We start from the raw sequence: 26,139 nt of genomic DNA, 5'->3' as shown, positions 1-26,139 counted from the left end.
GAGGTTTTGTCATGAACAAGCGATTTGCATTTGTACCGATCACGGGGCTGGTTCTGTTGACGTTAGCGGGGTGTGGTACCATTCCTAAAGCACTTGGAGCTACACATCATCAAGTTGCAAATCCAATAGTAAACACTTCTGGTGCCGGCACTGCGTCAAAACGCACGCTAGGTAACAGTACCGTATCAACCTCTGCAACAAGTACATCCGCCATCAATGCCGGGTCTACGTCATATACTAGTACGTCTGGCGCTAAAACGACAGCATCGACCTTGAAGTCGACTCCTACCGTGTCGAATTCAAGTGCATATGCAAATGAGATCGCTCTGATTAAAGGCAAGGGGTACGATGTAGTCGCCACTAAACCAAACGCATCGGTCCAGACAGGTTCCGGGGATACACTGACTGCCTGGATTGGCGTGGCGATGCGTTCCGACGGACACAATCAGTACGTTTTCTTCTTCCTCAATGGAAAGTATTTAGGAACAGACACGTCAAAACCGAGTTTGGAAATCACAGGCGCTCAAGCGAGTGGAAATGGCATTGCTGTAACGTACCCTGTTTACAAGGCCAATGATTCCTTTGCCAACCCAACCGGAACGCCAGTCACGATTACGTATACGTGGAACGGATCGCAGCTAGTTCCGAACAAACCGTACCCTGTACAGTTCAATACACCTTCCCAGTCTGCCAATTACGCACATGAGATTGCTGTAATTGAGAGTAAGGGTTATTCTGTCACAACTCAACAACCCAATGCATCCGTCAAAACTGCCAATGGCGAAACATTGTCAGCTTGGATATGCATTCTTTCCTCGTCACAAGATGGGCATAATCAACGCGTGTTATTCTTTGTCAATGGTCAATATGCGGGGGCAGATGCTCAAGCAAGCTTAGAAATCACTGGTGCACGAGCTGCTGGAACGGGAGCAATTGCAGTTACCTATCCTGTTTACAAGGCAAATGATTCATTCGCCAACCCGACTGGAACCCCTGTTACGATTACGTATACGTGGAACGGCTCCAAGCTGGTACCTAACAAACCTTATCCAAAGCAGTTCAGCTGATACGCGTAAAGTGAAGCTGTGCAACCGAACGAGCGAGTCGGGGGCGCCTAGTCCCCGACCCGCTCACACTGCCAAACAACCTGCGTTACATGGACTGTGAACAGATTGACTCTATTTCCCCTAACACTCTCCCAAGTCCCTCGGTATGCTCAACGATTCTCACCTAATGATCGAATTATCTAACTATTCTTGCGTCGAATCAACCTGCGTTAAAAAACCATCCTTGACGACACCCATGCTGTCCGTGTTCTGGGTTATATCGATAATTTGGCTCCAGACTTGCTGAATAGACTTAGCTTCATTGAGGAGAACATCGATATTGACCTCATCGGATCCTTCTTTTAATAGCGTCAGAAAACCTTCAATCGTGGTTAGGGGGTTGAGTGTCTTGTCCGCGAGATGGCCGATGAAGTTTCGAATAGTTTTCCATTCCTGCTGCCGACGACGAATTTCTTCAATGAGGTTTCTGCTACTCACATCGCGAAGCGTGACTTGTAAGACCTCTTGCCCACCTACAACAATTGATGTCGCCATAATCTCCACATCAACCTTTTGCTCTAACGTATTGAACAGCCTAGCCTCAATTGGACTGCGTGTTTGAGAAGAAGAAGTGGCGAGCAACGTCGCAACTGCCTCACGTTTTTCTTCACAGATGAACTCTGTCAGTACACGGCTGCGAATGTCGGACAGGTCTGGTACGCCAAACAACCGCAAGCCTGCGGGATTTACGTACCGAAATCCGTCACGGTCATGGAGAATGACGGCGTATGGAGATTGAATCATGAAAGTGAGGTACGTACGAGTGATTTCATGAGATGTGAATGTAATGTCCCCCAAGACTATTCTGTCATCATCCATGGCGTCTGCTCCTTAGCAAATCCGAAGTGTTAACAAATATATCAAAGCAGCCGTGATCGCGGTGTCATTTCTTGTCGAATCGACAAAAAACAAGTAATTGTCGGGATTACTCTGTCGAGTGGGGCACGGGGGTTATCGTGCAGGGGTGCATAGAAAAAGACTGCCTCTCACTTTGAGAGACAGTCCCACCGCCATGCCTTTTCTCCTTTAGTTTCATCATTCGACTCATTCAGTTATATTATATGCCCATATCTGCATCGATGTTCAAAAGTGTCACGGCCGTACGCCGTCGTACGCTGCTTGCAACAGCTGACGAATCGCCTCGTTCTCTATCGGTCTGGGGTTGTAGTAGGGATTTTGCACAACCAGCTTTGCGGCCTCGTCTAATTGCTCCCGGGCCATGCCGAGTTGTACGAGAGAAGTTGGCGCCCCCATTGACAGCGCGAGATCAAACAGGGCACCAGGCGCATCCTCGGTGTTGGTACCGAGCGCCCGGCCCACAGCCGCCATTGCACCCGGCGCTGCGCCAGCATTGTAGCGGGCCACATGCGGCAAGATGACCGTATGTATGTCAGCATGCGGCAAGTGATACGCGCCTCCTAGAACATGGCAAAGTTTGTGGTGCAGAGCCATGCCCACCGTAGCGAGCACCGTGCCCGCCAGCCAAGCGCCGTACAATGCGCGACTTCGTGACCCAATGTTCTCCGGTTCCAGCACAACTGCAGGCAGACTTTGCGCTAACGCCCGGATTCCTTCTTCGGCAAGGAGTGACGTGACAGGGTCGACGTTCTCTGCGTACAAACCCTCAACGCAATGCGCGATGGCGTTCATGCCGCTTGTCGCGGATACACGCGCCGGCAGCGAGGTCGTCAGAGCCGGGTCGTAAATCACGGTCTTCGGCTTCACCACCAAATTCTTCCCGGTGACTTTTTGCCCGTTGTCGGTAATGCCCCACACTGGCGTCATTTCCGAACCGGAATACGTGGTAGCGACCGCAACGATTGGCAGACCTGTTTCTAAAGCGATGGCCTTAGCCAGACCGATGGTCGCCCCTCCACCCGCAGCGACAAGGCCGTCAGCGCGCCACGCTGCTACAACCCGCAGAGCATTGTCGACAACCGGACGCGGAACATGCTCCTCAGCCTGCGTGTAGGTCCCAACGCACAGTTCGCCGAGGTCGCGGACAATGGTTTCCGCTAGTGCCGCCCGCCCCGGCGTACAGAGGACGGCCACCCGCCGCATCGCGAGCTGCTCCACTTCCCAGCGCACCGTTGCGACTGAACCAACTCCGAACACTACGCGTCCCGCTTGTGTGTCATACCGAAACCCCTTCATGTCCGGTCCCTCCACTCGCACATCAATGCGGCGCGGAGTCCTAGCATCACAAGACTAACACAGACCGTCTCGGACCCCGCGCGGCACCTACGTTCGTCTGGCGGCCCTAGGCCGGCATGGTTTGAATCTTTTCGATCAACTGCCTTGCAAATGCGACCTCGTCATCACTCACGATGTGGCCCATTCCGGGATAAATGCGCGTGGTTACGTCCGCGCCTCGCTCCTGCAAAAGGTTTGCCGTGTGATGAACACGGTACTCCGGGATCCAGCCGTCGACATCGCTGGAGCCGCAAAACACAGGTGTCCCCACGAAGTCCCCGCCATAGTTCCAATCACCTTCATCTGGACCAATCAGCGCCCCAGTATAGATGATCACGCCCCCGTACCGCCTGGCATGGCGAATCGCGTACTCCGCCGTGACACAGGCCCCTTGAGAGAATCCAAGTAAAACCAGACGATGAAGAGGGATGCCTCCAGAGACCAAACTATGGACATGGAAGTTATAACATTCAAGCGCCGACTGGAGATGAGACTCGTTGACAGCGAGACGGTCCATGAAGCGCCCGGGGTACCAGCTATACGCCTCAGCCTGCGGGGCCACGTAGTGGACACTTGGCAGGCCGATGCGGTCTGCGATTGAGAGAATGTCTTCTACGTTTCGGTCCCGCCCGTGCATCATCACGACAGCGGCACTCGCCTCTTGCAACCGAGCGCCGCGCGTAACGGCCGGCTGCCGCATGTGTATGTTCACAACTTCACCTCCGGCCGACCGCCATCAGATCTGCGGATTTTTGATCGGTTCGAGAATATCCAGCACTTCTTGCCGACGGTGTTCGAACCAAGCTGGCAGTAGCAATTCGTGGCCGAGACGCTCGAGCGGCTCGTCAATGGCGAACCCAATATCGCTGCTGGCTACCTCGCACAAGATACCACCCGGTGAGCGCATGTAGATGGAATGAAAGTACTGCCGGTCTTTGACTTCCGAAATGTCCGTGTATCCTAAACCCTCTATGCGTGCCTTAATCTCTGCGAGTTCATCGTCGTTCGCGGCTGCAAATGCAACGTGATGTACCGTGCCGACGCCGTACGACCAAGTCCCTTGCGGCACATCCGGTTCATGGAGCAGATAGACTGTCTTTTGAGCCCCTCCGGTGCCGGTTTCAAACCGCAGATACGGTCCCTCTTCTCCCGTTTTTTGAAAGCCGAACCCATCAACCAAGAACCGCTCCTGCTCTATTTTGTCCCGCACCGACATCGTCACGCTGTGAAACCCACGCACTGCCTCCGCGTCCGAGATTTCATCGGTCACGTAGCCAAGCCGCTTATCCTCGTCATCTCCGACTAGTTCGAACTCCAGACCCGCGGGGTGAAAGAAGTGTATGCGCTTGTGGCCGAACCGGGACTCGATTGGGCCATGCTCAATGTTGTGTTTGTCAAAATGTTTCCTCCAAAACTCCAGTGACGCCTCCGGGACAGTATAGGAGATGTACTTAACCTGTCCGGTTCCTTTGCGTCCAACCAAACCACGTTGTTTGAAAGGAAACGTTGTCATAACCGTTCCAATCTCCGCATTGCGATTTGCGTAGTAGAGGTGATAGATGCTGTCAGCGCCGTCAAACAAAATGGTCTGCTTAATCATGCGCTGCCCCACGATGTGCGTGAAGAAGTCGACATCCTCTCGCGCTGCCCCTGCGCAGGCTGTTACGTGGTGAATTCCCGTTGGATAGACCGTCATCTGTTTCTCCTCCTTTGCTTGTGACACGTCAAGCTGCAACCGAGGCTGTAACCGATTTCACGGATGAGTGAGCCGCCCCCCGCTCGCTGTCCTGCACCACCAGCTGCATAGTAGCTCCATGTGCTTGATATCTAGTTGAATGTTCAGATATAATATAAATTATAAAATATAAAATCGTCAACACGTTGTCACATTATTTATTACACGCAAGAACAGCCAACGACGTTTGGAGAGGGTGGCAGCAATGAGTCCCGATGCAGGCCGGTATCCGAATTCAAGCGAGTCTCTTGTCAGTCAGGCAGGGCCTGCCGGAGATTATGTGCCGCAGACCCGTGAGGAACTCGTCGCCGATCGATTACGCAGAGCCATCCTTGTCGGTCACTTTCTGCCTGGAGAAAAGCTGGACCAAGGCTTGATAGCGCAACAAATGGGCGTCAGCATCATTCCCGTCCGCGAAGCCATCCGCACGCTGACTGCGGAAGACTTAGTCTCGTTGGTTCCTCACAAAGGAGCGTTCGTCACAGAACGCACACCCGAGGAACTTGAAGAACTCCACTTCATTCTCGGCATTCTGGAAGGTGCCGCCTTCAGTGCCGCCATCGACCACATCGCCAACGACCAGATTGAGACACTCGCCCGGATCCTCCAAGAAGCGGAGTCATCCTCTGATTTCGAGTACATTCTGGGACTCAATCAAGACTTCCATCGTACCATCTATACCGCGTGTCAGAGACCGCAGTTAGCACAAATGATTCAACGGATCCACAACAAGCTGGCAGCGTACTACCGCCTATACCTGGACGCTGGGTACAAGTCAGAAGCCTGGGCAGAGCATCGGAAAATGTACGAAGCCTGCCTGCGCCACGACGGGGCCGGCGCGAGTGAAGCTGCCCAGCGTCACAGTCAACACGTATGCAACAAGGTACTAAGTGTCTTGCAGCACACAGGAGCAAAAACACGCGTAAAGGACGGAATAAAACACGATGAAAAGTAAGATCGCGACCAAGGAAGAGGCCATTGCCAAGGTGCACAGCGGCATGACGCTCATGGTTGGGGGCTTCGGCCTGGTTGGTTGTCCGCTCGAATTAGTGGCAGAACTGCATCGGCAGGGGCAGACTGAACTGACCATTGTCAGCAACAATATCGGTGAACCAGGAAAAGGACTGGACGTACTGCTGCAAAGCGGGCGCATCCGCAAAGCCATCGGATCGTTTTTCACCAGCAACCCAAATGTCGCCAGGGCAAGAGATCGAGGCGAGTTGTTGGTAGAATTGATGCCTCAAGGCACACTGGCGGAAGCCATGCGCTCGGCCGGAGCAGGACTGGGCGGTTTCTACACAAGAACCGGGGTCGGAACCTTACTCGCAGAGGGCCAAGAACTTCGCGACATCGACGGAGAACTGTACCTGTTCGTGAAGCCGCTCCATGCACATGTTGCGCTCATCCGCGCGCATCAGGCGGACCATTTCGGGAACCTCGTGTACCGTAAGACTGCGCGCAACTTCAACCCTGTCATGGCGACCGCAGCCGAGCTAGTGATAGCCCTAGTCGACGATATTGTGGAACCGGGCAGGTTGGACGCAGAGCGCATCACGACGCCGCATTTGTACGTAGATCTCATTGTGCAAAGGAGCGGTACTGGTGCCTGACGTAAAACACGCCATTGCAGCGCGGGCCGCACAGGAGCTCTGCGACGGAGACGTAGTAAACCTCGGTGTCGGCATCCCCACCTTAGTTGCAAACTATGTCCCGAACACAGTAACAGTACACCTGCACACAGAGAACGGTTTACTCGGTGTCGGTCCATCACCCTCCCAGGAAGACGTGGACCCAGACCTCATCAATGCCGGGAAGGTGCCGGTGACTGAAGTCGTTGGCAGCAGCTTCTTTTCGAGCGCAGACTCGTTTGCGATGATTCGCGGTGGGCACATCGACGTGGCGATCCTCGGAGCCCTGCAAGTGGATGAGCAGGGTCGCGTCGCAAATTGGACGGTACCTGGAAAGCCAATACTAGGGGTTGGCGGCGCGATGGACCTACTGGTCGGAGCCAGAAAGGTGATTGTCACCATGACGCATACTGCTCAGGACGGCACACCAAAGCTAGTCAAGCGCTGTACGCTTCCCGTCACTGCAGAGCGTCGGGTGAACTTCATCGTCACCGACCTAGCTGTGTTCGAAGTTCGCCGAACCGACCTGGCGTTGATTGAGTTGCAACCAGGTGCCGAACTGAAGACCGTGCAGCGCTTGACGGACGCCCATTTCCTTGTCGAACTTCAAGCATAAGAGACGAATTGGCACCTTCTCCTTGGAACCGTGTAACTCATCAAACAGACGGGACCAGCCAGCAGCACTGTTCGCTGACCGCGGTCCCTACAAAAACATGTTGCCTGCATCCCCATATGGCAGCCTTCAGTGCATCACCCACAAACACACCGCCGCCGCTACGCACGCCGCGGCCAACACATACGCGACAAACGACCGGTTTGGCCCGAGACTGGCCCGTCAGCAAAGCGGATCAGTTCGACATGCTGCTTGATACTCTCAATTTCGTCCTTCGGCACGATTTCGTAGGCCGTCTCCACGCATTCTTTTTCTCGCGCACTTCCTTGCACACGCCGTTTGCGCTTCCCGAACTCAAGTTTGACGTCGCACACTGTTCGCCCCACGTAGGTGACCACACCTTCGCAGCCGGCGTACTGACTCTTGGCCGTCGGGCGAATTCGGATGCGGTCACCGACGCGAAGGCGGCGGTAGTGCATGCTCACCGCGTCGGTGTGACTGCCTTCCGCGCATGGCGCTTTGGGCGGGAGAGAAGCTGAATCGGCAGAAACAGTGTCAATTGTGCCCGCACTGCTTACATTGTCGGTTAAATGGGGACCAGTGGAATCACGCATCGCGCTCACCTCCTATTTTCGAGTCAAGTTGGATCGACCATGCGGATCTTCACCTGGCGGGAAGCTTCCGGACATTAAAGCGGTCTGTCATCAGGTAGTACGTCCACGGTGACTCCTGGCCGAGGACCCAATATGTTAGTCCGTGTAGGTTCATGTCTTGCACGAGCTGGAACTTAATCAGAGTCGACAGTGCGTCTTCAAACCACACATCATGGTCTACGCCGTCAGACGCGCGATAGCGGAAATAGGGAGACTGCGCTGCGCTGTCCCACTGAATCGGCACTTGCTGCGCCATCGCGAGCTTCTGCGCGGTCAGGTTCGAAAGCCCCGAGGCACGCGTGCCTGGTGTGTGCGGCAGTGGCCAGTCGTACCCGTAGAGCGCCATGCCCATCAGAATCTTGTTGTTTTGCATAACAGATGTAGCGAAGTCGAGCACCGCTGAGAGGGGCTATTTGCCATTGGGGGTCCGCCGACCCGCATTAGAGTACACAGACAACCGCGATTGAGTGGTATTTATGAGGGGTTGAAGAAAGGACGATTTCGACGCCGGTTGAATAGTGCTTTACAAACTCTGAAGTACATTTGGAGGAACTTCGCAAGTTGTAGCGCTACGAGTTAGCAGGATTGTCTCATCTGCAGTGAACTCAAGTGATTGGGATGTCCATGTCAACGACATTCGTACGCTGATTAACGGGTAGCGAGTCAATGGCCCGATAAGTTGTCTCGAGTTCGATTGGATCAGTAACTAAATATCCGCTCACGCAGAAGAAAAACGGACACAGCGATGCAAAACACGGTATCGACTTCACAGTTCCTTAACTATATACAGATAATCCGCATAATCATGCATAGAGACCAAGCATGCTTGTGTCGCTAACGCCCCCGTTAGCGACAGAACGTTTTCTGTACTTATCACACCGTAGGATAAGTGTTCCTCAACAGGGTGCATCATTTGAAAACCTCCAATAAATCGAGATTAAGAGATTTTCGATGATATTGAACGATTGCTCTGCGGCTTCTTGAGGCGAACATTGGCAACAAGCGCCACACTCGCCAAGATGATGAGCAGCCCAATGATAAGCCGGATTGTAATCGCTTCCCCAAGGAATAGTCCGCCCCAAATCACTCCGAACACCGGCACTAAAAACGTGACAGTCAATGTTTTCACTGGGCCAACACTGTGGATTAAAGCGAAATAGAACAGATAGGCGACTGCCGTACAGAGTATGGCCAACCCAAGAACAGAAAAAATGACGATTTTGGAGGGCATGGTGTGCGGAAGCACTGCGAGACTGAACGGTATCAGCAGAAGACTGGCGGCCAACTGTTGACCAATCGCCATGTCCATCGGTTTTTCCCCTTTGAAATGCTTGGAAGAAAAGACACCTGCGATCCCGTAGAAAACCGCCGCAAGCAGGGAGAATGAAACCGATATCCAAAGTTGCGAACCGCGCGCGCCGGAATCCCAGCCGACCAAAATGCCAACTCCGACAATGCCCATGACGACGCCAGAAAACTTCTTTAACGTAAACGGTTCCTTGGTCCATAGCCATGCCACTATCGCCGTAAACATAGGTGTGGTTGCATTTAGGGTAGCCGCCAAACCCGCGTCAAGGCGAAGCTCAGCGTATGAAATCAACGTGAACGGAATCGCAGCGTTGGTCGCGCCGAGCACGAAATACTGCCACCACTTATGAAGGATGCGAATTCGGTGTCTGGTTACCAGTGCAAAAATCACGAGCGTGATGGCGGCAAAAAGGACACGTAGTTCAATGAGGACAAGAGGCCCTAAAACCGGTGCGCCGATGCGCATAAATAGGAAGGATCCGCCCCACAAGGCGGCTAAAATCAATAGCATGATTATGTCTCTTACTTTCATAGATGTTCCTCCTCGAATTGATGACTTCATCATCTGTTGTAACAGTTGACCCGCTTCTTGGCTTTCGTAATCTTGTCGTCTCATCCGACTGGCCTTATCACGCTTCAGAAGGGGTACTATACTAAAGGCAGAGGGGGGAACGCATGTGCTGGATGAACAGTGGAATGCCATCATTCATTGCGATTCGTCCTGTGATGGACAATTCTTTTACGCGGTGAAGACAACAGGAATTTTCTGTAGACCGTCCTGTAAGTCCAGAGAACCGAAGAAGGACAATGTCCTTGTTTTCATGACCGTGGACGCAGCCATCGAAGCCGGGTTTCGCGCCTGCAAGCGTTGTCGGCCGGATCAGTTTCGCTGGCCAGCGGAGGAACTCGTGCATAGGACAAAGGAATACATTGAGGCCCATTACAGTGAACCGCTCACGCTCGGCGGAATTTCGAAGGCGTTACACATCAATCAGTATCATTTGCACCATGTTTTCAAGCGGATGGCAGGTTTGACGCCTGCGGAATATTTACTGCATAAACGATTGACGGAAGCCAATGAGTTACTCGAGGATACAGACCTGAATGTGACCGAAGTTGCAGTGTCTGTAGGATTCATAAGTGCATCTCACTTTTCAACCGTGTTCCGTAAGCAATTCGGACAATCACCTTCTGTGTATCGAAGTTCGATTCAAAATTCTAATGTCTCGAAGGGGGTATAGCAATGGCTGAACGAGTTTACTGGGGCACCGTAAAGTTCAAGGAATGTATTTTGTACCTCGTTGCAACAGATCTGGGGTTGGCGTTGGTTTCTTGGCCAGACGAGTCTTTTGAAGCTGTCGAAGACTTTGTTCAAAATCGTCTGCCTGGGCGTGTGCTGACCCGCGATCCGTTGAAAGTGAAAGCCTACAAGGATGCTTTGCATCAATATTTAGAGTACGGACGTGTAGATATTCACGAATTGCCGCTAGATTTACAAGGAACGGATTTTCAAATCGCGGTTTGGCAAGCACTAATTGACATCCCTGCTGGACAAACAAGAACCTACAGCGATATCGCCGAAAGAATCGGTCGACAAGATGCCGTGAGGGCTGTTGCCCATGCCATTGGCGTTAATCCGATCCCGTTTCTTATCCCGTGCCATCGCGTAATTGGGAAGGACGGTAATTTGACGGGTTACCGGGGAAGGCTGCTATTGAAAGAGAGCTTGCTGCAGTTGGAAGGCTTCTTACCAAAAGAACCCGAGTACTACCTATGAAATGGGGCAACATATACTTTAAATATACAGACGCCAAATATCGTTCCATTTGCTCCCCCCTTATCGTACTCTTCTGCCCGTTTGTTCCACAACACCTGTCTAGCCCCCGCTGTATGTATATGCAGAAATTGCATCCAACTGTGGTGAGGGAGGTAGCCCCATGCCTGAGGAATACCCATCGTGCCAATTATAGAATTTCGCCCTCGATACACCTCACAATATCAGCTGCGCCCGTGGACCTGTTTGAGCATACAATTGCTTTCATGGCTTTGTCGGAGTAGTACGCAGAGTGGAAGCTCACGCCTGGATCGTAGCCCATAACGTGATATTTAACGATGCTTTCTGGGGTCTTTGTAACCCAGACCCCATAGCCGTAGCAATCCTCATCATCTGCTCGAACATGGTCCTTAAGCATTCGCTGAGTAAGCTCGGGACTAATTAACTGATGGTTCATCAGGGCATCCCAGAATTTATCCATGTCGTGAACGGTTACAAATGCCCCACCATCTGAGCCGCCTTTGGCAGGCAGTGAATAAATATTTGTCTTCCAGCTACCATCCGAGAAGTCGATATACCCTTGTGCTGTATTCCCTGGAAGCGTATCAAACTCAAAATAGCCAGACCTACTCATGGCAGCCTTGTTAAACACGTTTTCTTGAACATAGTCTGTAAACCTTTGCTGACTTGCTGCCTCAACAACCAAGCCCAACAAAATATATCCAGCATTGTTGTAGCTAAATTGAGCCCCTGGTTCGAATTTCATTGCGCTTTTTTGAAACAATGGCAAGAAGTCCTTCAGTGTTCTTATGTGATACATCGGTCTCTCTCGCCACAACTCTTCGAAGTCGCCCACGCCCATGACCTCTTCATCATAGTAGTCTGGGATACCTGATGTATGCGTCAGAAGATGATGAATGGTCACTTCTTCGTTGAAATTGGGGAAGTAAACATCAACGCAATCTTTGAGCCTTGATTCAAAGGACAGTTTTCCGCTTTCGACAAGTTGACAAATGGCTACAGCGGTAAAGATCTTACATCCTGAACCAATACCAAACCGTGTGAGCGAATTATTCCTAAGTTGCTCGGAACGATTGGCATAGCCGTAACTTAGCTCCACCAAAGTACTTGTGCTATCTTTAACTAATACAGTCCCAGAAAAATCGTTGTTTGCCTGTACGTGACCAATCTCCACCGTCATATCCATGGTCGAAAGTCCTCCAAATTTATCCGCCCAGTAATCATAGCACTATTCGGACAATCGAAAGGTTGGCTATTAAACACTCCTGCCCCTATGTCCAACAAACATCCAGTGACTTGCCCTGTATATTCATGCGACGGAGGTTGCCTCGTCTCTGCTCAACTCAAGCCCCAAACGTACAACAAGGAATGACCAAACACTGTGGATGTTTTACCATCTTGACACATACACGGCGTGCTCCGTGTCCAAATCCGGACGACGGTGGAGCCCAATCCGCTCCGCAACTCGCATTGCTGGAACGTTTGTAGGACGTGTGCGCGAAACAATTGGTAAGTCGGGTTGATAAGACTGAGCGGCTCTTAGCGCTTCCTGTGCAACTTCAGTTGCATATCCCTTGCCCCATGCTTCTGGACCGTAACGATAATACAGGTTTAATATTTTTCGTCCAGACCATTCCATCACTCGTACTCCGCTAACACCGATAACTTTATTATGAAGTCCTTCGATAACAGTCCAGTATCCAATACCATTCCTCGTCCAGTCATTGACCCATCCGGCTACTCGTTCCCGTGCTTCATCTAAATGCTTCATTGGACCAGCAGGATTATGGTTGTTGGTTTCCGGGTTGGAATGGATAGAGAATACATCTGCCGTATCTTCAAGACATGGTATACGAAGAACCAGTCTTTCAGTTTGTACTCGCATATTCGAATTCGACATGAACCCCGAATCTTTCACTTCTCTACCTCCTCGTCCTCTTACCAATTCGAAAGGAGCTACTTGCACTTTGCTGCCCGAATGCGCAGCAAGGTATCAGCCCTCTCATTGCATGCTTATGCACAGTTCCATAAAACTCTTTAGCAACCCAATATCTCAAACAAATCGTAGACGGTGTCTGCAGCATGTGTTGGGTTTACCCTCATTAATTCGTCTCTAGAACCGTATCCGTACGTGACTCCCACGCAATGGATACCACTGGAATGGGCTCCAATGATGTCATGCTCTCGGTCTCCCACCATCACGAAGTCCGCCTTAGGGATGTCACCATATTGACTCATGACATAACTTATTACCTCTGACTTATCTGACCGTGTTCCATCAAGATTGCTTCCGATGACGCAGTCGAAGAATGGTGAAAGATCAAAGTGGTTGAGAATCTGCTCGGCAAATACGGTTGGTTTTGATGTGGCAACTATTAAACGTCGAGATTGTCTTTTAAGGGATTTCAACAACCTGGTAATGCCATCGTACGGCACGTTTTCGTACATTCCACCCTCCTTAAAGTACTGACGGTAATACTCTACGGCTAGTTGTACTTGTGAGGGACTGAAATGGTACACGCGCTGAAAATTAACGTGTAACGGAGGACCAATGAAAGGAGTTAATTTCTCCAGGTCCGGTTCGGCGATCCCGAGCTTAGCTAAGGCAAATTGAACTGATTTTGTTATACCCACTTTGGGATCTGTAAGCGTCCCATCTAGGTCAAAAAGGATAGTCGTATAGGCCTTCACCGACGTCACTCCCAGTTCTGCGTCATACAGTCCATTAGCAGATATTCACCCGAGTTGACTGATATGAAATTATGCTGCCCTGATGCGCAAGAGGGCACGATGCTCTCCGCTGTATACCCATTCAATTACGAACTGGATTCGCCGGGCAGGTCCTCGTCCTCAGAGAGACATTTCTCAAGGAGAATCGTTGTTTCGCCTTGTTCCGTCCGTGTGCCGACAACATCGTATCCATTATGTAAGTTCAGAACTAGCATTTCACGCCAAGTGTTTCTGGTCTGAGTGCGAATCACATTGTAACCGCAGCTCTTGCACCAGTTATGCTGTCTACTCATCAATTCACCGGCTATACCCTGATTCCTAAATTCCGGGTGTACCCCGCCGAGCCAACTGTAGAACCGACTTGTACGCTCCTGATAACCAATCTTGTACCCCACTACCTGACCCTCGTGTACAGTGACAAGTATTAGAAACTGACGCTGAAGAGACAACTCTTCTCCGATTATGTATGAATCGTTCTTACCAAAGACGAGATCATGTAGCTTGCACATGCCCTCATACCACGGCTGTTCGACCTGTAATTCGGTGTATACTTCATATTTCAAAGACGGCTCCCCCGATCCAGCAATAGCGGTACATTTTGAATGATTGACGGATCAAACGGCATAATCATCTGGCGTCCATAGGCACAGCGTCAGTCACTGAAAAAACGCCTACTAACTACGGAAGGGGAGCGGAACAGTCATTTCAACAGTGTAGTTTTTACGCTCGTCTATACTCTCAACAGTAATCTCACGAACTGTTGTTTCAAATACTTCGTTCCATTCCTCTGTTTTTGCCAAGGCGATTTCGAACATTCGCTTGTCCATAATTCGCCCGACGGTTAAGTGAGGTGTATAGGTCAGAGAGCGATAAAGATATTGCTTCAACAGCCCAGAGTACAGTTTGTCATGTAGTTGGATAATGTGGTCGTTTCCAACTTTCACATTGAGGAATAAATACTCCCCTTCAGCACCAGTTACACCTGTCATAGCGATTCGAAATGGGTGCGATCCAACCGTTGCTTCATGAAGATGTTCTTCTAGAACTTCTTTAGAAATGTTACTTTCGAACGGAAACACCAAGGTCACATGCGGCGGAATGAGATCAGCGAGTGGGTCGTATTTTGCTCGAATCGCGTTTATGGAGTGTAAGTTATCAAAATAAGGAAATATATGAATAGCCCTTAACATTTAACCCACCGCTTTCAATAACCAATGTGTCACTCTCCTGCCCCTACGTGCAACAAGACCTGCGAGCTACATTCTGCATGTTTATGCAGGTTCAGCACCAAGTCGCTCTGGGTTTCACATGAAAGATTCGTGGCTTTTATGACTCCATTCCACATCGAGTGGAGGGACCTAGAGCCTGTTGTAGATGTCCCCTCTACTCCCAATCGAAATAACGAGGATAGCCAGTTTTTCGTCTTCAATGGAAAACACAACTCGTAAGTCGCCCACTCGTAATCTGAGAATGTCTTCAGTACCTTTCAAGCGCTTGACCTGCCGGTTAGAAAACGGGTCTTCCGCCAATTGTAGCAGGGCATTACGAATTCGCTGTTTTGTCTGTGGGGTTTGTTTCTCTATAAACTTCCGAGCGTCTTTGCTGAAGATGAGGCTATACATTCAGTTGTCACCGAAGACTTCATCAAAGGAAACAAAGTCTCCCTGTCGCATCTCCTGGCGAATACGCTTGTATTCCACAATTGCTGCCTCGGATACGGACTCCTCGTCTTCGTCGATTAATTTGTCAATAAGGTCAGCTAAAGCTGGCAGTTTGTTCTCAGGGAGATGGTCAATTACGCGATGAAGCTGCTCACGAGATAATGCCATTAGACAGCACCGCCTTTTACACATATCACCCATTTTCCACATTATACCCCCAAGCGATACATTACGCGTTATTCATCCCGCTCTTCAGCATTGCTGCCCCTATGCGACATAAGCTTCCTCCGATTGCCCTGTGTAAACATGCGGCGACGGTTGCTCCATTGCTGCTCAACTTACGCCCCCGTTAGCGACAGATAATTTACTGGTCTAGGGCTTCTTTTGCCCTACAGATTTTGCAATGTACATTCCTGTATCCAACTTTACAGCGACCTCGTTGGATTGTTGGACTCCAGGTACGGAATATACAACTTTTGCACCACTGTCGTTTGTTGTCCAGTACATCGGTCCGTAATTCATGGGATGATTCTTGCGAAAATCATACAGAATTGTGCCAGATGTGGAAACCTTGTTTGAAGATATGACGTAATAAGAGGTGTTGGGTCCAAGCGCATAGGACACCCAATACCGAGCGTGACCACACCCGACCACGGCTGTCAATGTGAACACACTCATTCCTACCAAGCCGAGCACACGTTTCAGAATTTCCATCTCCTCTCACGGAAGGCGTCTGTCACACTTCTGCCCTTTAGCGACAGAGCACATTGACATGAACTCGCCAGCCGACGCACAAAAGCAGTAGTCAAGTGCTATGCTTACCGCTTTCTGCCGATACGACCCATTGTAACAAGAACTAGAAAAACCATAGCACCATCTGCCAACGAACGTAAGATATTGTTGTGCACAAGCAGAGAGACGATGAGCGTCAATACAACAATTGCACCGAGAGCCAAACTCGTGTCGACTTTTTCATCCTTTTCCGACCCCTCCCGACGTCCCTTTTGCCTTAAGACCTCTCCAAGACGAAAGGATTACAATGATAAAGAACATGAGACCAATAACAACGCGCCCAAGAGTCAAAAGGAATATCGCAAATGCACCCATAACTGCTGATTGAACAAAAAAGATTGTCGATCTGCTTCGCTGTTTCAGACGTTTGGAGAATGCCAGTGTGGCCAGTGTGAATACTGATGCAAATACAAAAATTGATATCGAAAAAGTAACGATGAACATGTTATCACTCCATTCAAGTACGCCAATCCAACTACATCGTTATTTAACTATTCTGCCCCATAGCTACACAACGTTTTCCACTTCCAAACTGAATATTGATGCACGGATGCCTGCAGACTACTGCTCTGCTTTCAACAAGTCCGTTTCGTTTGCCCTCCCAGTGTAGTTCCGCGTTCCGGTCGAAAACATCACCTCTCAGGCGCTATTCATTTGACCGACACGCTCCCTATCACCTCTAAAACCCGCACAGGTGGCTACACTTCATCCATCCCGTGTTCCCTTGATCACAGAGGATAAAGTTTGCTTCCGGGCAACCCTGCCCACCTACCTCTGGCTTAGCAATTCAAGCTTGGATTTGAATGACTGATCGGACTTATGCCGACTCTTTACCCACCGAAATCTTGTGCCGTCTGTTTGCAAAGAGGCGATAGCTAACGACGAAAACAACGCCGGAAAGCAGCAACTGAAAGGTACCTTTCAACTCAAGCCCAACCCGTTCCTCACCCGGAAATTTAGCACCTGAAACTAAGTAATAGACGAATCCGCTTGAATTCAAGTATATTTGCTGATCAATCTGACAACATACAAGCACCACCGCAAAAAGGATAATGGAAACAGTGACAGCAAAAGTGACTTCCCTGTTGTAGGTCATCTCGTTTGCTAAGTAGGACCATGCGAATGCACACCCTGTGACAAAGGTCAGTAAGCTCACGAATATCTCTGCTGTGGTTGGTTTCCATCCCACGACTTTCCAGACATGAGAGATTAAAACGAAATAAATCCCTTCACCGACGATAAACCCTAAGGTTGTTACGACGGTTTTTGACCAAGCCATGATTTTTTTCCTCCTAGCAGTTCACTGTTTTTAGTTATTCGCATGGTGCTCTACACATAAATGAGTGTCTTTAGCTAATAACAGGAGCCTGTAGACGACGCAGAAGACCAGGAGTGTCCCAATGACACACGGACCTAGCACGTTATGCCTATCCAGTAGTCCGAACCATACGGTCGCATGATCTTTCAAGACAAACCTGGATTAATCTCGACTTGTAAACATTCAAGGCGTTGCCCCCTCACACCACTTCATACGCCGCATACCCTTTCTATCCATAACCTGGAGTAGAGTAGAGGACTGGGTTCCCAGCCTCCGGGTAGAAGGACCACCCACTGGTGGCCCGAACCCCCACGGAACCCGGCGTGCGGATTTCCCGCACCGGGCTCTTCAGAATTGGCTTCACAGCATCGCGTAGGTTTTCAACCGTGAATATGGAATGAAAATCTTTGGTCGCGTTAGCGGAAACAACGCCTTGACTTTAAGGAACTCCTCCCACGTCACCCGACTCTTTTGACTCCGGCTGCTGAGCATCTTACGCCAGTACCTCTCGATTGCCACATAGACCTTGATTAGCCATTTCATGTTACCGGCCATCCCGTAATAGGCGTAGTGTCCCTGAAGTATCTGGTTGATTTGCCGGGCTTGCTCCTCCAGCGACTGGTGTCGGTTTTCCGCATCGTCTCCTGCACTTTCCCAATACTCCGCTTCAATCTTTGCCTCTCTGTTTTCCTTCCCACCATAAAATTTCCCTGACGGTTTCGCGTGCAATAATGCGTGAACCCCAGGAAATACAGCGTCTCTGGATTCTTCCTGCCTCTCACCTGCGCATACTTGCTTGCGAACCGACCGAATTCAATGAGCCTGGTCTTACTTGGTTCCAGCTCCAGTTTGAATTTATTCAGTCGCTTTCGCAGCGCTTCCTGAAACCGTATCGCGTCCCTTCGGTACTGAAAGCACACGACGAAATCATCGATGTAACGGATTAAGTAGGCTTCCCCCTGCAATCGGGGTTTGATGGCCTTTTCAAACCAGAGGTCCAGCACGTAGTGAAGATATAGGTTGCTCAGCAATACACTGATCGACCCGCCTTGTGGCGTTCCCTCCTCACTCGCTGTGATGACGCCATCTTCGAGGACACCAACCTTTAACCAGCGGCGAATCAGACACAAGATTCGCGGGTCTCCGACCCGGTGTTCCACGAACTTCATCATCCACTCATGGTCGAGGCTCCCGAAGAAATTCTTCAGGTCCGCCTCCAGTACCCAGCCCACTTTCTTGCCACCGATAACTTCGTTCAGGGTTGCAAGCGCATTGTGCTGTCCCCTGCCAGGTCTACCGCCGAAAGAGCAGTTCAGAAAATCCTGCTCATATATGGCCGCCAGTACATCTGTCGTGCATCTTTGCAATGCGCGATCCGCGACGGCAGGAATCCCGAGTGGGCGGGTTTTGCCATCGCCTTTTGGGATGTCCTTTCTCCGTACTGGTTTCGGACGATACGTGTCTTCGATTAACTGTTGTTGGGTCTCCCAGACGAACTTAACTTCCCCGTACTCTCTCACGATGTGGTCAATTGTCACCCCGTCCACACCGGCACTGCCTCGATTGGCTTTCACTCGTTTCCATGCTTCCCACATGACATCTGACCTGTACACTTTATCGTACAGAGCATGAAACCTGCGTTTGGCGTTTGCCTTCGCAGCAAGGTAGAGGGTTCTTTGGAGTTCTCGAACTTTTACTTTGGTGTAGTTAGCAGGTTTCACTGCATTCACTCGCTCTTACCTCCATTGATACCCGTGAACAAAGTAAGGGTGCTTTCCTCCTGCGGGTTATGTTGTGTGTTTTGTCCCGCGTTCATTGGTACTACCACCCTCTCCGACTCCCTTCTCGCCGCTTACCACTTCGTCGCGCCGACTTATAGGTTTGCGCTTTACGGCAACGTTGCCGTGCGAGGTAGGGTCTCCCTAGTTCCAGACACAACTATGACTACATGCTGATCCCCGTACACCGGTGGGTTCTTCCGCGCTGCTTGTCCAAGTTCTTCACGCGTTCCGTGGTCTTCGCCTTACAATACGAGGCTCGACTCCCTCTTGTCCCTTTCGGGTTGCAAATGACGATGCGGCAGGATTCACTTTATGTTACAGCCTGCAGTTTTGCTTGACCTCTGAATCTAGAGGCTTTTCACAGGTGCTCCATCCTTAGACTCTCGTCACCAGACGCCTGCTAGCTACGAGGCGGCTTGGTCCCTACCTCGGTTGGACTTTCACCAACAAGTTGTGCCTAGCTTAGCTAGGCGCGCTATTGCGTTAATGCTCCCCTTCGCCAGTCAATTCCCCGACCCATTTTTGTGCGGAAAATCATAAACAGCAATCTCCCAGCGGGTATTGGGGGGTGCCTCCACTTGGCTTTGAAATATGTTGGTGCCTGGAGGATTCTTCCTTACGTTTTGAATAGCTTGGTCCGCATGGCAGGACGCCACGCCCATCCATCCCGGCACTTCGACCGGTCCAGATCCTTGACAGGCAAACTCAATGGTTACCGTACCTTGTAATTGGGTGATGGGTAACATGGCGGTGCCGTGACCGCGACGGAGCGGGATGACCGTCGAAGCCTGGGCAGGTGGGTAGAGCTTGGGCAGCGGGGTGGCCTGATGATGGGCGCGTCCTGCCGTGCTGCGTTGATTTGATGGAGGCGTCGTTCCACCGACTGGTTGTTGACTCTCTTTTGTCGCGCAACCAACTACCCCTACGGTCGTGAGCGCAAGAACGTTAATACCGATTCCTAATTTTTTATATGAAAACATTGCAACCACCTCGTCAAGAACAGAGTAGATACAGGAAAACGCAGAACAAACGATCCGAATTCGTTTGCATGATTGGTTTGAATTTACTGGTGTGCAGAGAAAGGCTTCAGGGACATGACTGTTTTAATGCGAGCTAAAGCCAAATGGTAATTTGAGCAATTGCACACCACTCAAATTACCATTTTTGTTATTTACAAGTAAATTTACATAACATCTTCTCAATCGCTGTTATACATATGGTCTATTTGAAAAGGCTCAGTCACACTAGTCTCCCTTCCAGTGCTATCACAATCTTCGATAAAAGTCATATTGACCACTACTGCCCGAGAGTACAGGCAGCGTCATATTAATGCACCCTTAGTTTACTTTGAGTGGGTTGAATTTTCGATAATCTGCCCCGTGTCTGTAACCCCAAGCACATGTTGAGTGAAACTCACAGTATCAGTTGCTCCGATTTTTCCAGCGTACCAAAACTTTCCACCTACTACAGGAACAGTTTTTATCGTTCCGTTTTTGAAGGTTAGCACAACATTACTTATGCGTGGATCGCCAACGACAACTCCTGTGACCAAATTAAAGCCATTTTGTTCGACGGACTCTGTAAACTGCAAGGGATTCCCTTTATCCAGAGATACTGTAAACACGCCCAATGATTGAATTGATGAGTCGAATATACTTCCGTACTTTAACTGCCCGTCTAAGTCGAAGGAAGCAAATGCAAGCTTAAACCCATCGGATGATGAGGCGTAGATTACTTTTATATTGGTAACGGAATGTCCCTTTTCATTTCGGATAATGAATTGTTCAACATCAGCGGTAGACCAGCCATTAGAAGCCGATGGCTGAGATGCCGTACCAACCAAATGGGTGAATGAGTGACCTGTGATAAAGTACACACTCGCTACTGCGACACAAACGGCAGCAATCGAAGCCAATCCAGCCATCGCACGATTGAAGCGTCCATTTGTAGACTTTTTCTCAACCGCAACTATCCGCTTGTGTATGTTTCGTCTCATCTCGTCGGAAAGGTGACGGGAGACTGGCGGTTGGAGCAGCCTCTTCTCCCAGTCTTCATCATTCACCCCCATAAATGTCACCCTCTTTCAATAGAGTTCGCATCCGTGTTCGGGCACGATGTAGTCGAGACCGAACAGCACGTTCATTGATTTGCAAAACATCCGATATTTCTACAACAGACAGTTGATGATGTCCGTGAAGAACCAATACTTCACGCAGATTCCTCGGCAGCGATAAAACTAATGTCCAAACTTCTTCAGTTACGATTTTCTGCAGAGCTTCTGACTCAGCAGAAGATACGAAACCGTTTGCTGCGTCTTTATCAGTGAGGATTACTTTGCGGAACAAGGCGGAGCGGCGATAATCGTAAGCAAGGTTTCGCGCTATCTTTAGCAGCCAGGTTTTTATCGTTGATTCGCTTCGAAATGAGTACAAGTGCGTGTAGGCTTTTATGAAGCACTCTTGGGATAGATCATCTGAGACATCTATGTTTTGAGTAAGGGAAAAGACGTAATTCCAGACATCTGACCAATAAGCGTCGATTAGGCTGTCAAGTTGCACATTTGGCTCTGATGACCACGACTGGTTCACGCAATTGCCCCCTCACTTAAACAGACGAAACTCTAATTGCAGATGATTCACTTTTTCTAGGGAGGACTCACTGAGGAAAAAATGTTAGAAGAGGTTCGCTACTATCGATTTTCTGCATTGACGTGTCATTGCACACTGCTCTGCACCGTGTATATCCATTCACGATTGAATGGGTCTGTTTCCTGAAGTGCCCCCGATAACAAAAAATCACTTGAGCATAGTACCATCCACATTTTTCTTCATCAGTTCATTGGAAATACTAAGTGCTTGTGAACGAGTTTGAGCTGGTGCCGTTATCATAAATCCATCTCCACCATTCCAACTCTTATTGTTCGAACCAGCTGGTGTAAATGCTTCAATTGTTAACGTTTTGAACGCATCTGTCATGAACATTGCGCCATATATATGATTGACAGGAGTTCCTGCTTTCGTCCAGTAGCCATAAACGATTAGCCCTTGACCATTTGAGTCAAAATGAATGTCGGCAGTTCGTTGATTGTCTGGGTTAGGGACGGTGCCCCCTGTAACAACAAAACTTCCACGATATTTTAGATGTCCGTTCAACGAGCGTTGCAGTTTCCCATGGAGTGTTATCTTTACAGGTACCACCTTGTTTCGATTGGTTCCAAGCTGGTATTCCACTCCCGTCAGTGTACGGGACACGTTACGAGGAAGTGTATAAAGTATGATAAGCCCTACTACGACTGCAAGTATTATTGAGATTGCGAGTATGCCCTTTTTCACATTCATAGTCTTCGGATCCTCCTCTCTCATCTGTCGCATTGCTGCTTCAACTGTTCAATAGCAGGTCAGCAATTGGCAATGAATGATTATGCAGAGGTGCCAGGGAGGCTGGTGTGCCGAGATAAGTCGCCACTACCCCATTGCGTGCTTCCCACTAAGTCCTGCATCGTAAACAACGGATGGATTGATAGCCCTCCACCAGCCAAGTTTTGAGTTGCCGATTCCTCACGTTGAATTGCACAGACTACGTGCTGTGCAATGGCTCCGCCCCCACGTAAGTCCTCCGTACTCAACAGGATTTGACCACCTGTCGTAACAACATCCTCCACAATACTGTTAGTGACGGAGCATAGTGTCCAAAACTTGACGGTGTAAGTTGTCCGCGAATTGACGCTGTCAGTGTCCGTTCCCTCAGACAAAGAGGGGAAGAGCTTTCCCTTCCCCCAGCGTCAGCAGATTTTAGACTAGACATCGATGTTGACTTTGTATGTTCTTCCCTCGATGAGAGCAAGAGCTATACCGTCGGCAATGACGTACCATGAGCTGGCCATTTCTAGTCTGACAAGCTGGCTTTTGTTGCCGATACATAAGTGAAATGCCTCCCCGCAGTGCAGACCATACCATTCACGCTCAGTTCGGGGATTAAGCGGTTGAAATTCATATTGTTGAGCCACCTTCACTGTGTCGGACTCCTGCCCGATAGCACCATATCGATGCCCATTCAAAGGCGAAAATTCATGCGACGTCGGGTAAACGAGATTTTCTGGTCTTGCTCCCTACAACGCACTGATCATTGGTCCTTAACGAAAGACACTCCCCATCCCCCCCACATGACGATGGACAATAAACCCACCCCTGATCGTTAATGACACAGTCCAGATAATCCCTTGGTTAATAATTGTGTAGGAATGAAAACAAATCCTCCTTCCAGGTGAGTCCATGTGGAAAGCAACATTCCGAGTTAAGCACTGCGACCATCAGCCTCGTTCAATGCAACTGGCTTAATGAACAACAGCCCACCAATGATTACAAAGGCAGCGATTAGAACAAACACAGCAGACAGGGCAACATGTAACATTATTGTGCCGAACACAGCAATCCCGAGCGGTTGGGAGAGTGTGGACAGTGCACCGAGCACGGAGAAGATACGTCCCCGCATTCCTTCTGGGATCAGCCGAACGGCAGAAGTGCCAATTGTTCCATTGATTATCCCAATGGTGAGTCCACCTATGAACATTAACGGCAAGTTCCAGTATACTGATGCAAATAAGGCGATAGAGCCATCAACGAACCCCAGCAGGATACATCCATACAGCAAGACGTGGCGCATTTGTACACGCTTTACGATGCGGCTCAAGAGCAAACCGCCTACAAGTGACCCAATCATAAACGCACCATTCAGTGTCCCCAGAACAAAGCCGTTTCCCTTCATTGGGCCTTTCACCCATGCCACCATGACAATGTCGAATGCCGCAAGGGAGAAGTTCGCAATCAACGCCAACAAACATACGCGCAGCATGCCGTTTAACTCAAATATTGCTATAAAACCTTCTCGCCAATCTTGCCACAAAGAAGTTTTCGCATGCTTGGATATGCGTTCCTCTGTCGATCGAATAAGCAAAAGGCTCAACGACGACACGAAGAACGAAATTCCGTTGAACAGAAACAACAGGGGCGCTCCAAGAACGGCAAGCAAGGTTCCACCGCCGAATAAACCGACGAGCCCTGCGACTGATCCACTGGACTGGTTAACGCCTATCGCCTTGGTCAAATCCTTGGGGTCAACGAGTTTGGGGAGCAGCGCCGATTGTGCTGGTGTAAATACTGTCCCAACAAGTTGCATCAGCGCCACCAACATGAACATCGCCGCAAGGTTTGATCTTGACGACATGCCTTTCAATGCGAGGAAAAATAATGTGATTGCAATGGCACCACGCAATAAATCCGAAATAATCATCGTGTGTTTTTTGTTCCAACGATCCACCAAAACACCAACAAATAGTCCTGCCATCAGGGGAACAGTCTGTGCGATTCCAGTGAGCGCCAGATCCGTTTTGGAGTTTGTCAGTTCAAAAACATACCACGGCAACGCAATGGCATAAAGATAATTTCCGAACCTGGACACAAGTTGCCCAGACAGCAGGATCATGAAGTTGTGATTCCGATAAATGCTCAATCATGACCATCCCCCCCATTCGGGTTAAAGCGTCGTCCATTCATCGATATCGAATCGCGGCGACTTGCAGACAGTCGGTCAAGAGGATGGTCATGGGGAGACTTCCGATTAAATTGCGGACAATGAATGAGCGTGTCAGAATCCAACGCATTATGATTCCTGTAATCTTCACTGATTTGATTTTCTAAACGTTGCCAAATCATTTCCGTATCAGGCTTGGAGCATTCGATTTTCCGTAGCGTTTTCAGTTCTGCAATAACGCGTTCATCATCGGTCATTCGCACACAACCCCCTCATGATTATTGCTAAGTAAGGTTTTTAGTCTTGCCAACGCACGATGGTCAGTCGTGGTGACCTTGGTTTCTGACCAGCCAAGAATCGTTGCCGTTTCTGCGACTGTGAAACCTTCGATGTGACGAAGGACGACCACGGTGCGGTACGTTTCTTTCAGTGCAGCGACCGCCTCCCATATTATCAACAGATTTCCGTCCACCGTAGCGCGGTGATCTGTCACCGATGAGAGGTCAGTGTCGCTGATAAGCACGGTGCTCATGCGTGTCTTTCGTTGTAGGTCAAAGATGTAATTCCGCGCGATTGTAAACAGCCAAGTCCTAGGATTTGATTCACCTCTAAACGTGTGCCAGCTCTTGAACGCACGGTAAAACACCTCTTGCACAGCGTCGTTTGGGTCATGCGAAGGAGCGAGTGAGACTTTCGCGTAACGGAAAATGTCATTGGCATATTCCTCAAAGAGCTGTCGAATATCGTCCACTGCTGCCACTACCTCACCTCCAATTGCCGTCATAAGATTAGACGGTTACACGAATCCGATATCACACTTCATCTCGGAAAAATCCAGTTCGGCTGTGGACTTTTGTGAATTAATATTTGGGATCACAATCAGGAGAGACGTAAGTCCCCCCTCAAGATCAATATTTTGTTCTTGCGCTATCCGAGAACGACAGAAGTCCTCACAGTCAAAGATGAATGCTTACGCAAACTGGGTGACCACTGTACTCGAGTCTCCTCAGTCGGACACGAAGAGCGGTTCCTGCAGTTTCATCACTCAGCCAATTAACGAGCTTTCAGATATAATTACGCGATGGCAATTGCGCATACGTAGCTTGATAAGTGACGGCCTTGGTATAGTGACCTGTAGGGTACTCTACGGCAATCGCCCTACTCGTGCTGACTCCTGGAAGACTATATAGCTTAGTTCCTTCCGGGGCGTAGTTGGATACGGTTCGACTGCCACTCGGGTAGGACTTCACAAGTTGCTCAACTGTGCCAATCTGACTCCCCACCGTTGCGACGTTTA

31 protein-coding genes are annotated in these 26,139 nt (G+C 49.8%); 6 read left to right on the top strand and 25 right to left on the bottom strand.

Features of this window, described 5'->3' with window-relative positions; genetic code table 11:
• The first annotated feature begins 11 nt into the window (after positions 1–11).
• Complete coding sequence (locus tag JC200_RS16425; protein WP_274432766.1) at positions 12–1,067, top strand: LppP/LprE family lipoprotein; 1,056 nt, start codon at positions 12–14, stop codon at positions 1,065–1,067.
• Positions 1,068–1,250: 183 nt separating this feature from the next.
• Here the strand turns inward: JC200_RS16425 and JC200_RS16420 are convergent, their stop codons facing one another.
• The 4 genes from JC200_RS16420 to JC200_RS16405 all read right to left on the bottom strand — a co-directional run bounded on the left by JC200_RS16420 (position 1,251) and on the right by JC200_RS16405 (position 4,995).
• The gene (locus JC200_RS16420) at positions 1,251–1,925 is read right to left on the bottom strand and encodes a PAS domain-containing protein (RefSeq protein WP_274432765.1); all 675 of its coding nucleotides are present in this window, start codon (positions 1,923–1,925) and stop codon (positions 1,251–1,253) included.
• Positions 1,926–2,198: 273 nt separating this feature from the next.
• A complete protein-coding gene (locus JC200_RS16415; RefSeq protein WP_274432764.1) occupies positions 2,199–3,260 on the bottom strand; it encodes a maleylacetate reductase in 1,062 nt (353 codons plus the stop codon).
• Positions 3,261–3,366: 106 nt separating this feature from the next.
• Positions 3,367–4,011 (bottom strand): alpha/beta hydrolase, encoded by a 645-nt coding sequence (locus JC200_RS16410; RefSeq protein ID WP_274432763.1) that lies wholly within the window; start codon positions 4,009–4,011, stop codon positions 3,367–3,369.
• A gap of 24 nt (positions 4,012–4,035) precedes the next feature.
• The gene (locus tag JC200_RS16405) at positions 4,036–4,995 is read right to left on the bottom strand and encodes a ring-cleaving dioxygenase (RefSeq protein ID WP_274432762.1); all 960 of its coding nucleotides are present in this window, start codon (positions 4,993–4,995) and stop codon (positions 4,036–4,038) included.
• A 244-nt stretch (positions 4,996–5,239) separates the two neighbouring features.
• Between JC200_RS16405 and JC200_RS16400 the strand changes: the two genes are divergently transcribed.
• From JC200_RS16400 to JC200_RS16390, 3 genes are read left to right on the top strand one after another with little or no spacing between them, the layout of a single operon-like run.
• The gene (locus JC200_RS16400; RefSeq protein WP_274432761.1) at positions 5,240–5,989 is read left to right on the top strand and encodes a GntR family transcriptional regulator; all 750 of its coding nucleotides are present in this window, start codon (positions 5,240–5,242) and stop codon (positions 5,987–5,989) included.
• On the top strand, positions 5,979–6,644 hold the full coding sequence (locus JC200_RS16395; RefSeq protein WP_274432760.1) for a CoA transferase subunit A: 666 nt from the start codon (positions 5,979–5,981) through the stop codon (positions 6,642–6,644). Before JC200_RS16400 ends, JC200_RS16395 begins: the two co-directional genes overlap by 11 nt.
• Positions 6,634–7,278: a 3-oxoacid CoA-transferase subunit B gene (locus JC200_RS16390; protein WP_443111917.1), complete on the top strand. Its 645-nt coding sequence runs from the start codon at positions 6,634–6,636 to the stop codon at positions 7,276–7,278. Before JC200_RS16395 ends, JC200_RS16390 begins: the two co-directional genes overlap by 11 nt.
• A gap of 158 nt (positions 7,279–7,436) precedes the next feature.
• On the opposite strand, the gene JC200_RS16385 is transcribed toward JC200_RS16390, so the two are convergent.
• From JC200_RS16385 to JC200_RS16375, 3 genes are all read right to left on the bottom strand, one after another.
• A complete protein-coding gene (locus tag JC200_RS16385) occupies positions 7,437–7,889 on the bottom strand; it encodes a hypothetical protein (RefSeq protein WP_274432758.1) in 453 nt (150 codons plus the stop codon).
• Positions 7,890–7,938: 49 nt separating this feature from the next.
• Positions 7,939–8,301, bottom strand: a complete 363-nt coding sequence (locus JC200_RS16380; protein ID WP_274432757.1) for a glycosyl hydrolase family 18 protein — start codon at positions 8,299–8,301, stop codon at positions 7,939–7,941.
• A gap of 564 nt (positions 8,302–8,865) precedes the next feature.
• Positions 8,866–9,768: a DMT family transporter gene (locus JC200_RS16375; protein WP_274432756.1), complete on the bottom strand. Its 903-nt coding sequence runs from the start codon at positions 9,766–9,768 to the stop codon at positions 8,866–8,868.
• Between the two features lie 145 nt (positions 9,769–9,913).
• On the opposite strand from JC200_RS16375, the gene JC200_RS16370 reads away from it, so the two are divergent.
• Both JC200_RS16370 and JC200_RS16365 read left to right on the top strand, forming a co-directional pair.
• A complete protein-coding gene (locus JC200_RS16370) occupies positions 9,914–10,477 on the top strand; it encodes a bifunctional transcriptional activator/DNA repair enzyme AdaA (protein ID WP_274432755.1) in 564 nt (187 codons plus the stop codon).
• A 2-nt stretch (positions 10,478–10,479) separates the two neighbouring features.
• Entirely contained in the window at positions 10,480–11,013 is a 534-nt protein-coding gene (locus JC200_RS16365; RefSeq protein WP_274432754.1) for a methylated-DNA--[protein]-cysteine S-methyltransferase, read from the top strand.
• 187 nt (positions 11,014–11,200) lie between these two features.
• Here the strand turns inward: JC200_RS16365 and JC200_RS16360 are convergent, their stop codons facing one another.
• From JC200_RS16360 to JC200_RS16275, 18 genes are all read right to left on the bottom strand, one after another.
• Positions 11,201–12,217, bottom strand: coding sequence for a serine hydrolase domain-containing protein (locus JC200_RS16360; RefSeq protein WP_274432753.1), 1,017 nt, complete (start codon positions 12,215–12,217; stop codon positions 11,201–11,203).
• Positions 12,218–12,421: 204 nt separating this feature from the next.
• Positions 12,422–12,949 carry a GNAT family N-acetyltransferase gene (locus tag JC200_RS16355; protein ID WP_274432752.1) on the bottom strand — a complete coding sequence of 176 codons (528 nt, stop codon included), beginning with the start codon at positions 12,947–12,949 and terminating at the stop codon, positions 12,422–12,424.
• Between the two features lie 119 nt (positions 12,950–13,068).
• Complete coding sequence (locus JC200_RS16350) at positions 13,069–13,722, bottom strand: HAD family hydrolase (protein ID WP_274432751.1); 654 nt, start codon at positions 13,720–13,722, stop codon at positions 13,069–13,071.
• Positions 13,723–13,847: 125 nt separating this feature from the next.
• Positions 13,848–14,324 carry a GNAT family N-acetyltransferase gene (locus tag JC200_RS16345; protein ID WP_274432750.1) on the bottom strand — a complete coding sequence of 159 codons (477 nt, stop codon included), beginning with the start codon at positions 14,322–14,324 and terminating at the stop codon, positions 13,848–13,850.
• A gap of 111 nt (positions 14,325–14,435) precedes the next feature.
• On the bottom strand, positions 14,436–14,951 hold the full coding sequence (locus tag JC200_RS16340; protein ID WP_274432749.1) for a 2'-5' RNA ligase family protein: 516 nt from the start codon (positions 14,949–14,951) through the stop codon (positions 14,436–14,438).
• Between the two features lie 168 nt (positions 14,952–15,119).
• Positions 15,120–15,383: a type II toxin-antitoxin system RelE family toxin gene (locus tag JC200_RS16335; RefSeq protein ID WP_274432748.1), complete on the bottom strand. Its 264-nt coding sequence runs from the start codon at positions 15,381–15,383 to the stop codon at positions 15,120–15,122.
• Positions 15,384–15,590: a hypothetical protein gene (locus JC200_RS16330; protein WP_274432747.1), complete on the bottom strand. Its 207-nt coding sequence runs from the start codon at positions 15,588–15,590 to the stop codon at positions 15,384–15,386.
• A 1,441-nt stretch (positions 15,591–17,031) separates the two neighbouring features.
• On the bottom strand, positions 17,032–17,493 hold the full coding sequence (locus JC200_RS16325) for a hypothetical protein (RefSeq protein WP_274432746.1): 462 nt from the start codon (positions 17,491–17,493) through the stop codon (positions 17,032–17,034).
• A gap of 399 nt (positions 17,494–17,892) precedes the next feature.
• Positions 17,893–18,075, bottom strand: coding sequence for a hypothetical protein (locus tag JC200_RS16320; RefSeq protein WP_338000177.1), 183 nt, complete (start codon positions 18,073–18,075; stop codon positions 17,893–17,895).
• On the bottom strand, positions 18,072–19,262 hold the full coding sequence (ltrA, locus tag JC200_RS16315) for a group II intron reverse transcriptase/maturase (RefSeq protein ID WP_274432745.1): 1,191 nt from the start codon (positions 19,260–19,262) through the stop codon (positions 18,072–18,074). The genes JC200_RS16320 and ltrA overlap by 4 nt, the downstream gene beginning before the upstream one ends.
• Positions 19,263–19,816: 554 nt before the next feature.
• On the bottom strand, positions 19,817–20,293 hold the full coding sequence (locus JC200_RS16310) for a hypothetical protein (RefSeq protein ID WP_274432744.1): 477 nt from the start codon (positions 20,291–20,293) through the stop codon (positions 19,817–19,819).
• Positions 20,294–20,655: 362 nt separating this feature from the next.
• Positions 20,656–21,381, bottom strand: a complete 726-nt coding sequence (locus tag JC200_RS16305; protein ID WP_274432743.1) for a hypothetical protein — start codon at positions 21,379–21,381, stop codon at positions 20,656–20,658.
• Positions 21,368–21,901, bottom strand: coding sequence for a sigma-70 family RNA polymerase sigma factor (locus tag JC200_RS16300; protein ID WP_274432742.1), 534 nt, complete (start codon positions 21,899–21,901; stop codon positions 21,368–21,370). The genes JC200_RS16305 and JC200_RS16300 overlap by 14 nt, the downstream gene beginning before the upstream one ends.
• 207 nt (positions 21,902–22,108) lie before the next feature.
• On the bottom strand, positions 22,109–22,651 hold the full coding sequence (locus JC200_RS16295) for a hypothetical protein (protein ID WP_274432741.1): 543 nt from the start codon (positions 22,649–22,651) through the stop codon (positions 22,109–22,111).
• Between the two features lie 458 nt (positions 22,652–23,109).
• Positions 23,110–23,325, bottom strand: coding sequence for a DUF5348 domain-containing protein (locus JC200_RS16290; RefSeq protein ID WP_274432740.1), 216 nt, complete (start codon positions 23,323–23,325; stop codon positions 23,110–23,112).
• A gap of 281 nt (positions 23,326–23,606) precedes the next feature.
• Positions 23,607–24,821: an MFS transporter gene (locus JC200_RS16285; protein ID WP_274432739.1), complete on the bottom strand. Its 1,215-nt coding sequence runs from the start codon at positions 24,819–24,821 to the stop codon at positions 23,607–23,609.
• Complete coding sequence (locus JC200_RS16280; RefSeq protein WP_274432738.1) at positions 24,818–25,099, bottom strand: hypothetical protein; 282 nt, start codon at positions 25,097–25,099, stop codon at positions 24,818–24,820. Before JC200_RS16280 ends, JC200_RS16285 begins: the two co-directional genes overlap by 4 nt.
• Positions 25,096–25,602, bottom strand: a complete 507-nt coding sequence (locus JC200_RS16275; protein WP_274432737.1) for an RNA polymerase sigma factor — start codon at positions 25,600–25,602, stop codon at positions 25,096–25,098. The genes JC200_RS16280 and JC200_RS16275 overlap by 4 nt, the downstream gene beginning before the upstream one ends.
• Positions 25,603–26,139: the final 537 nt, after the last annotated feature.

It is taken from the genome of Alicyclobacillus sp. ALC3 (genome assembly GCF_028751195.1).
GTDB lineage: Bacteria > Bacillota > Bacilli > Alicyclobacillales > Alicyclobacillaceae > Alicyclobacillus_L.
The sequence above is the reverse complement of the archived record's forward strand: the minus strand, read 5'-3'. Positions and strand labels throughout refer to the sequence as shown.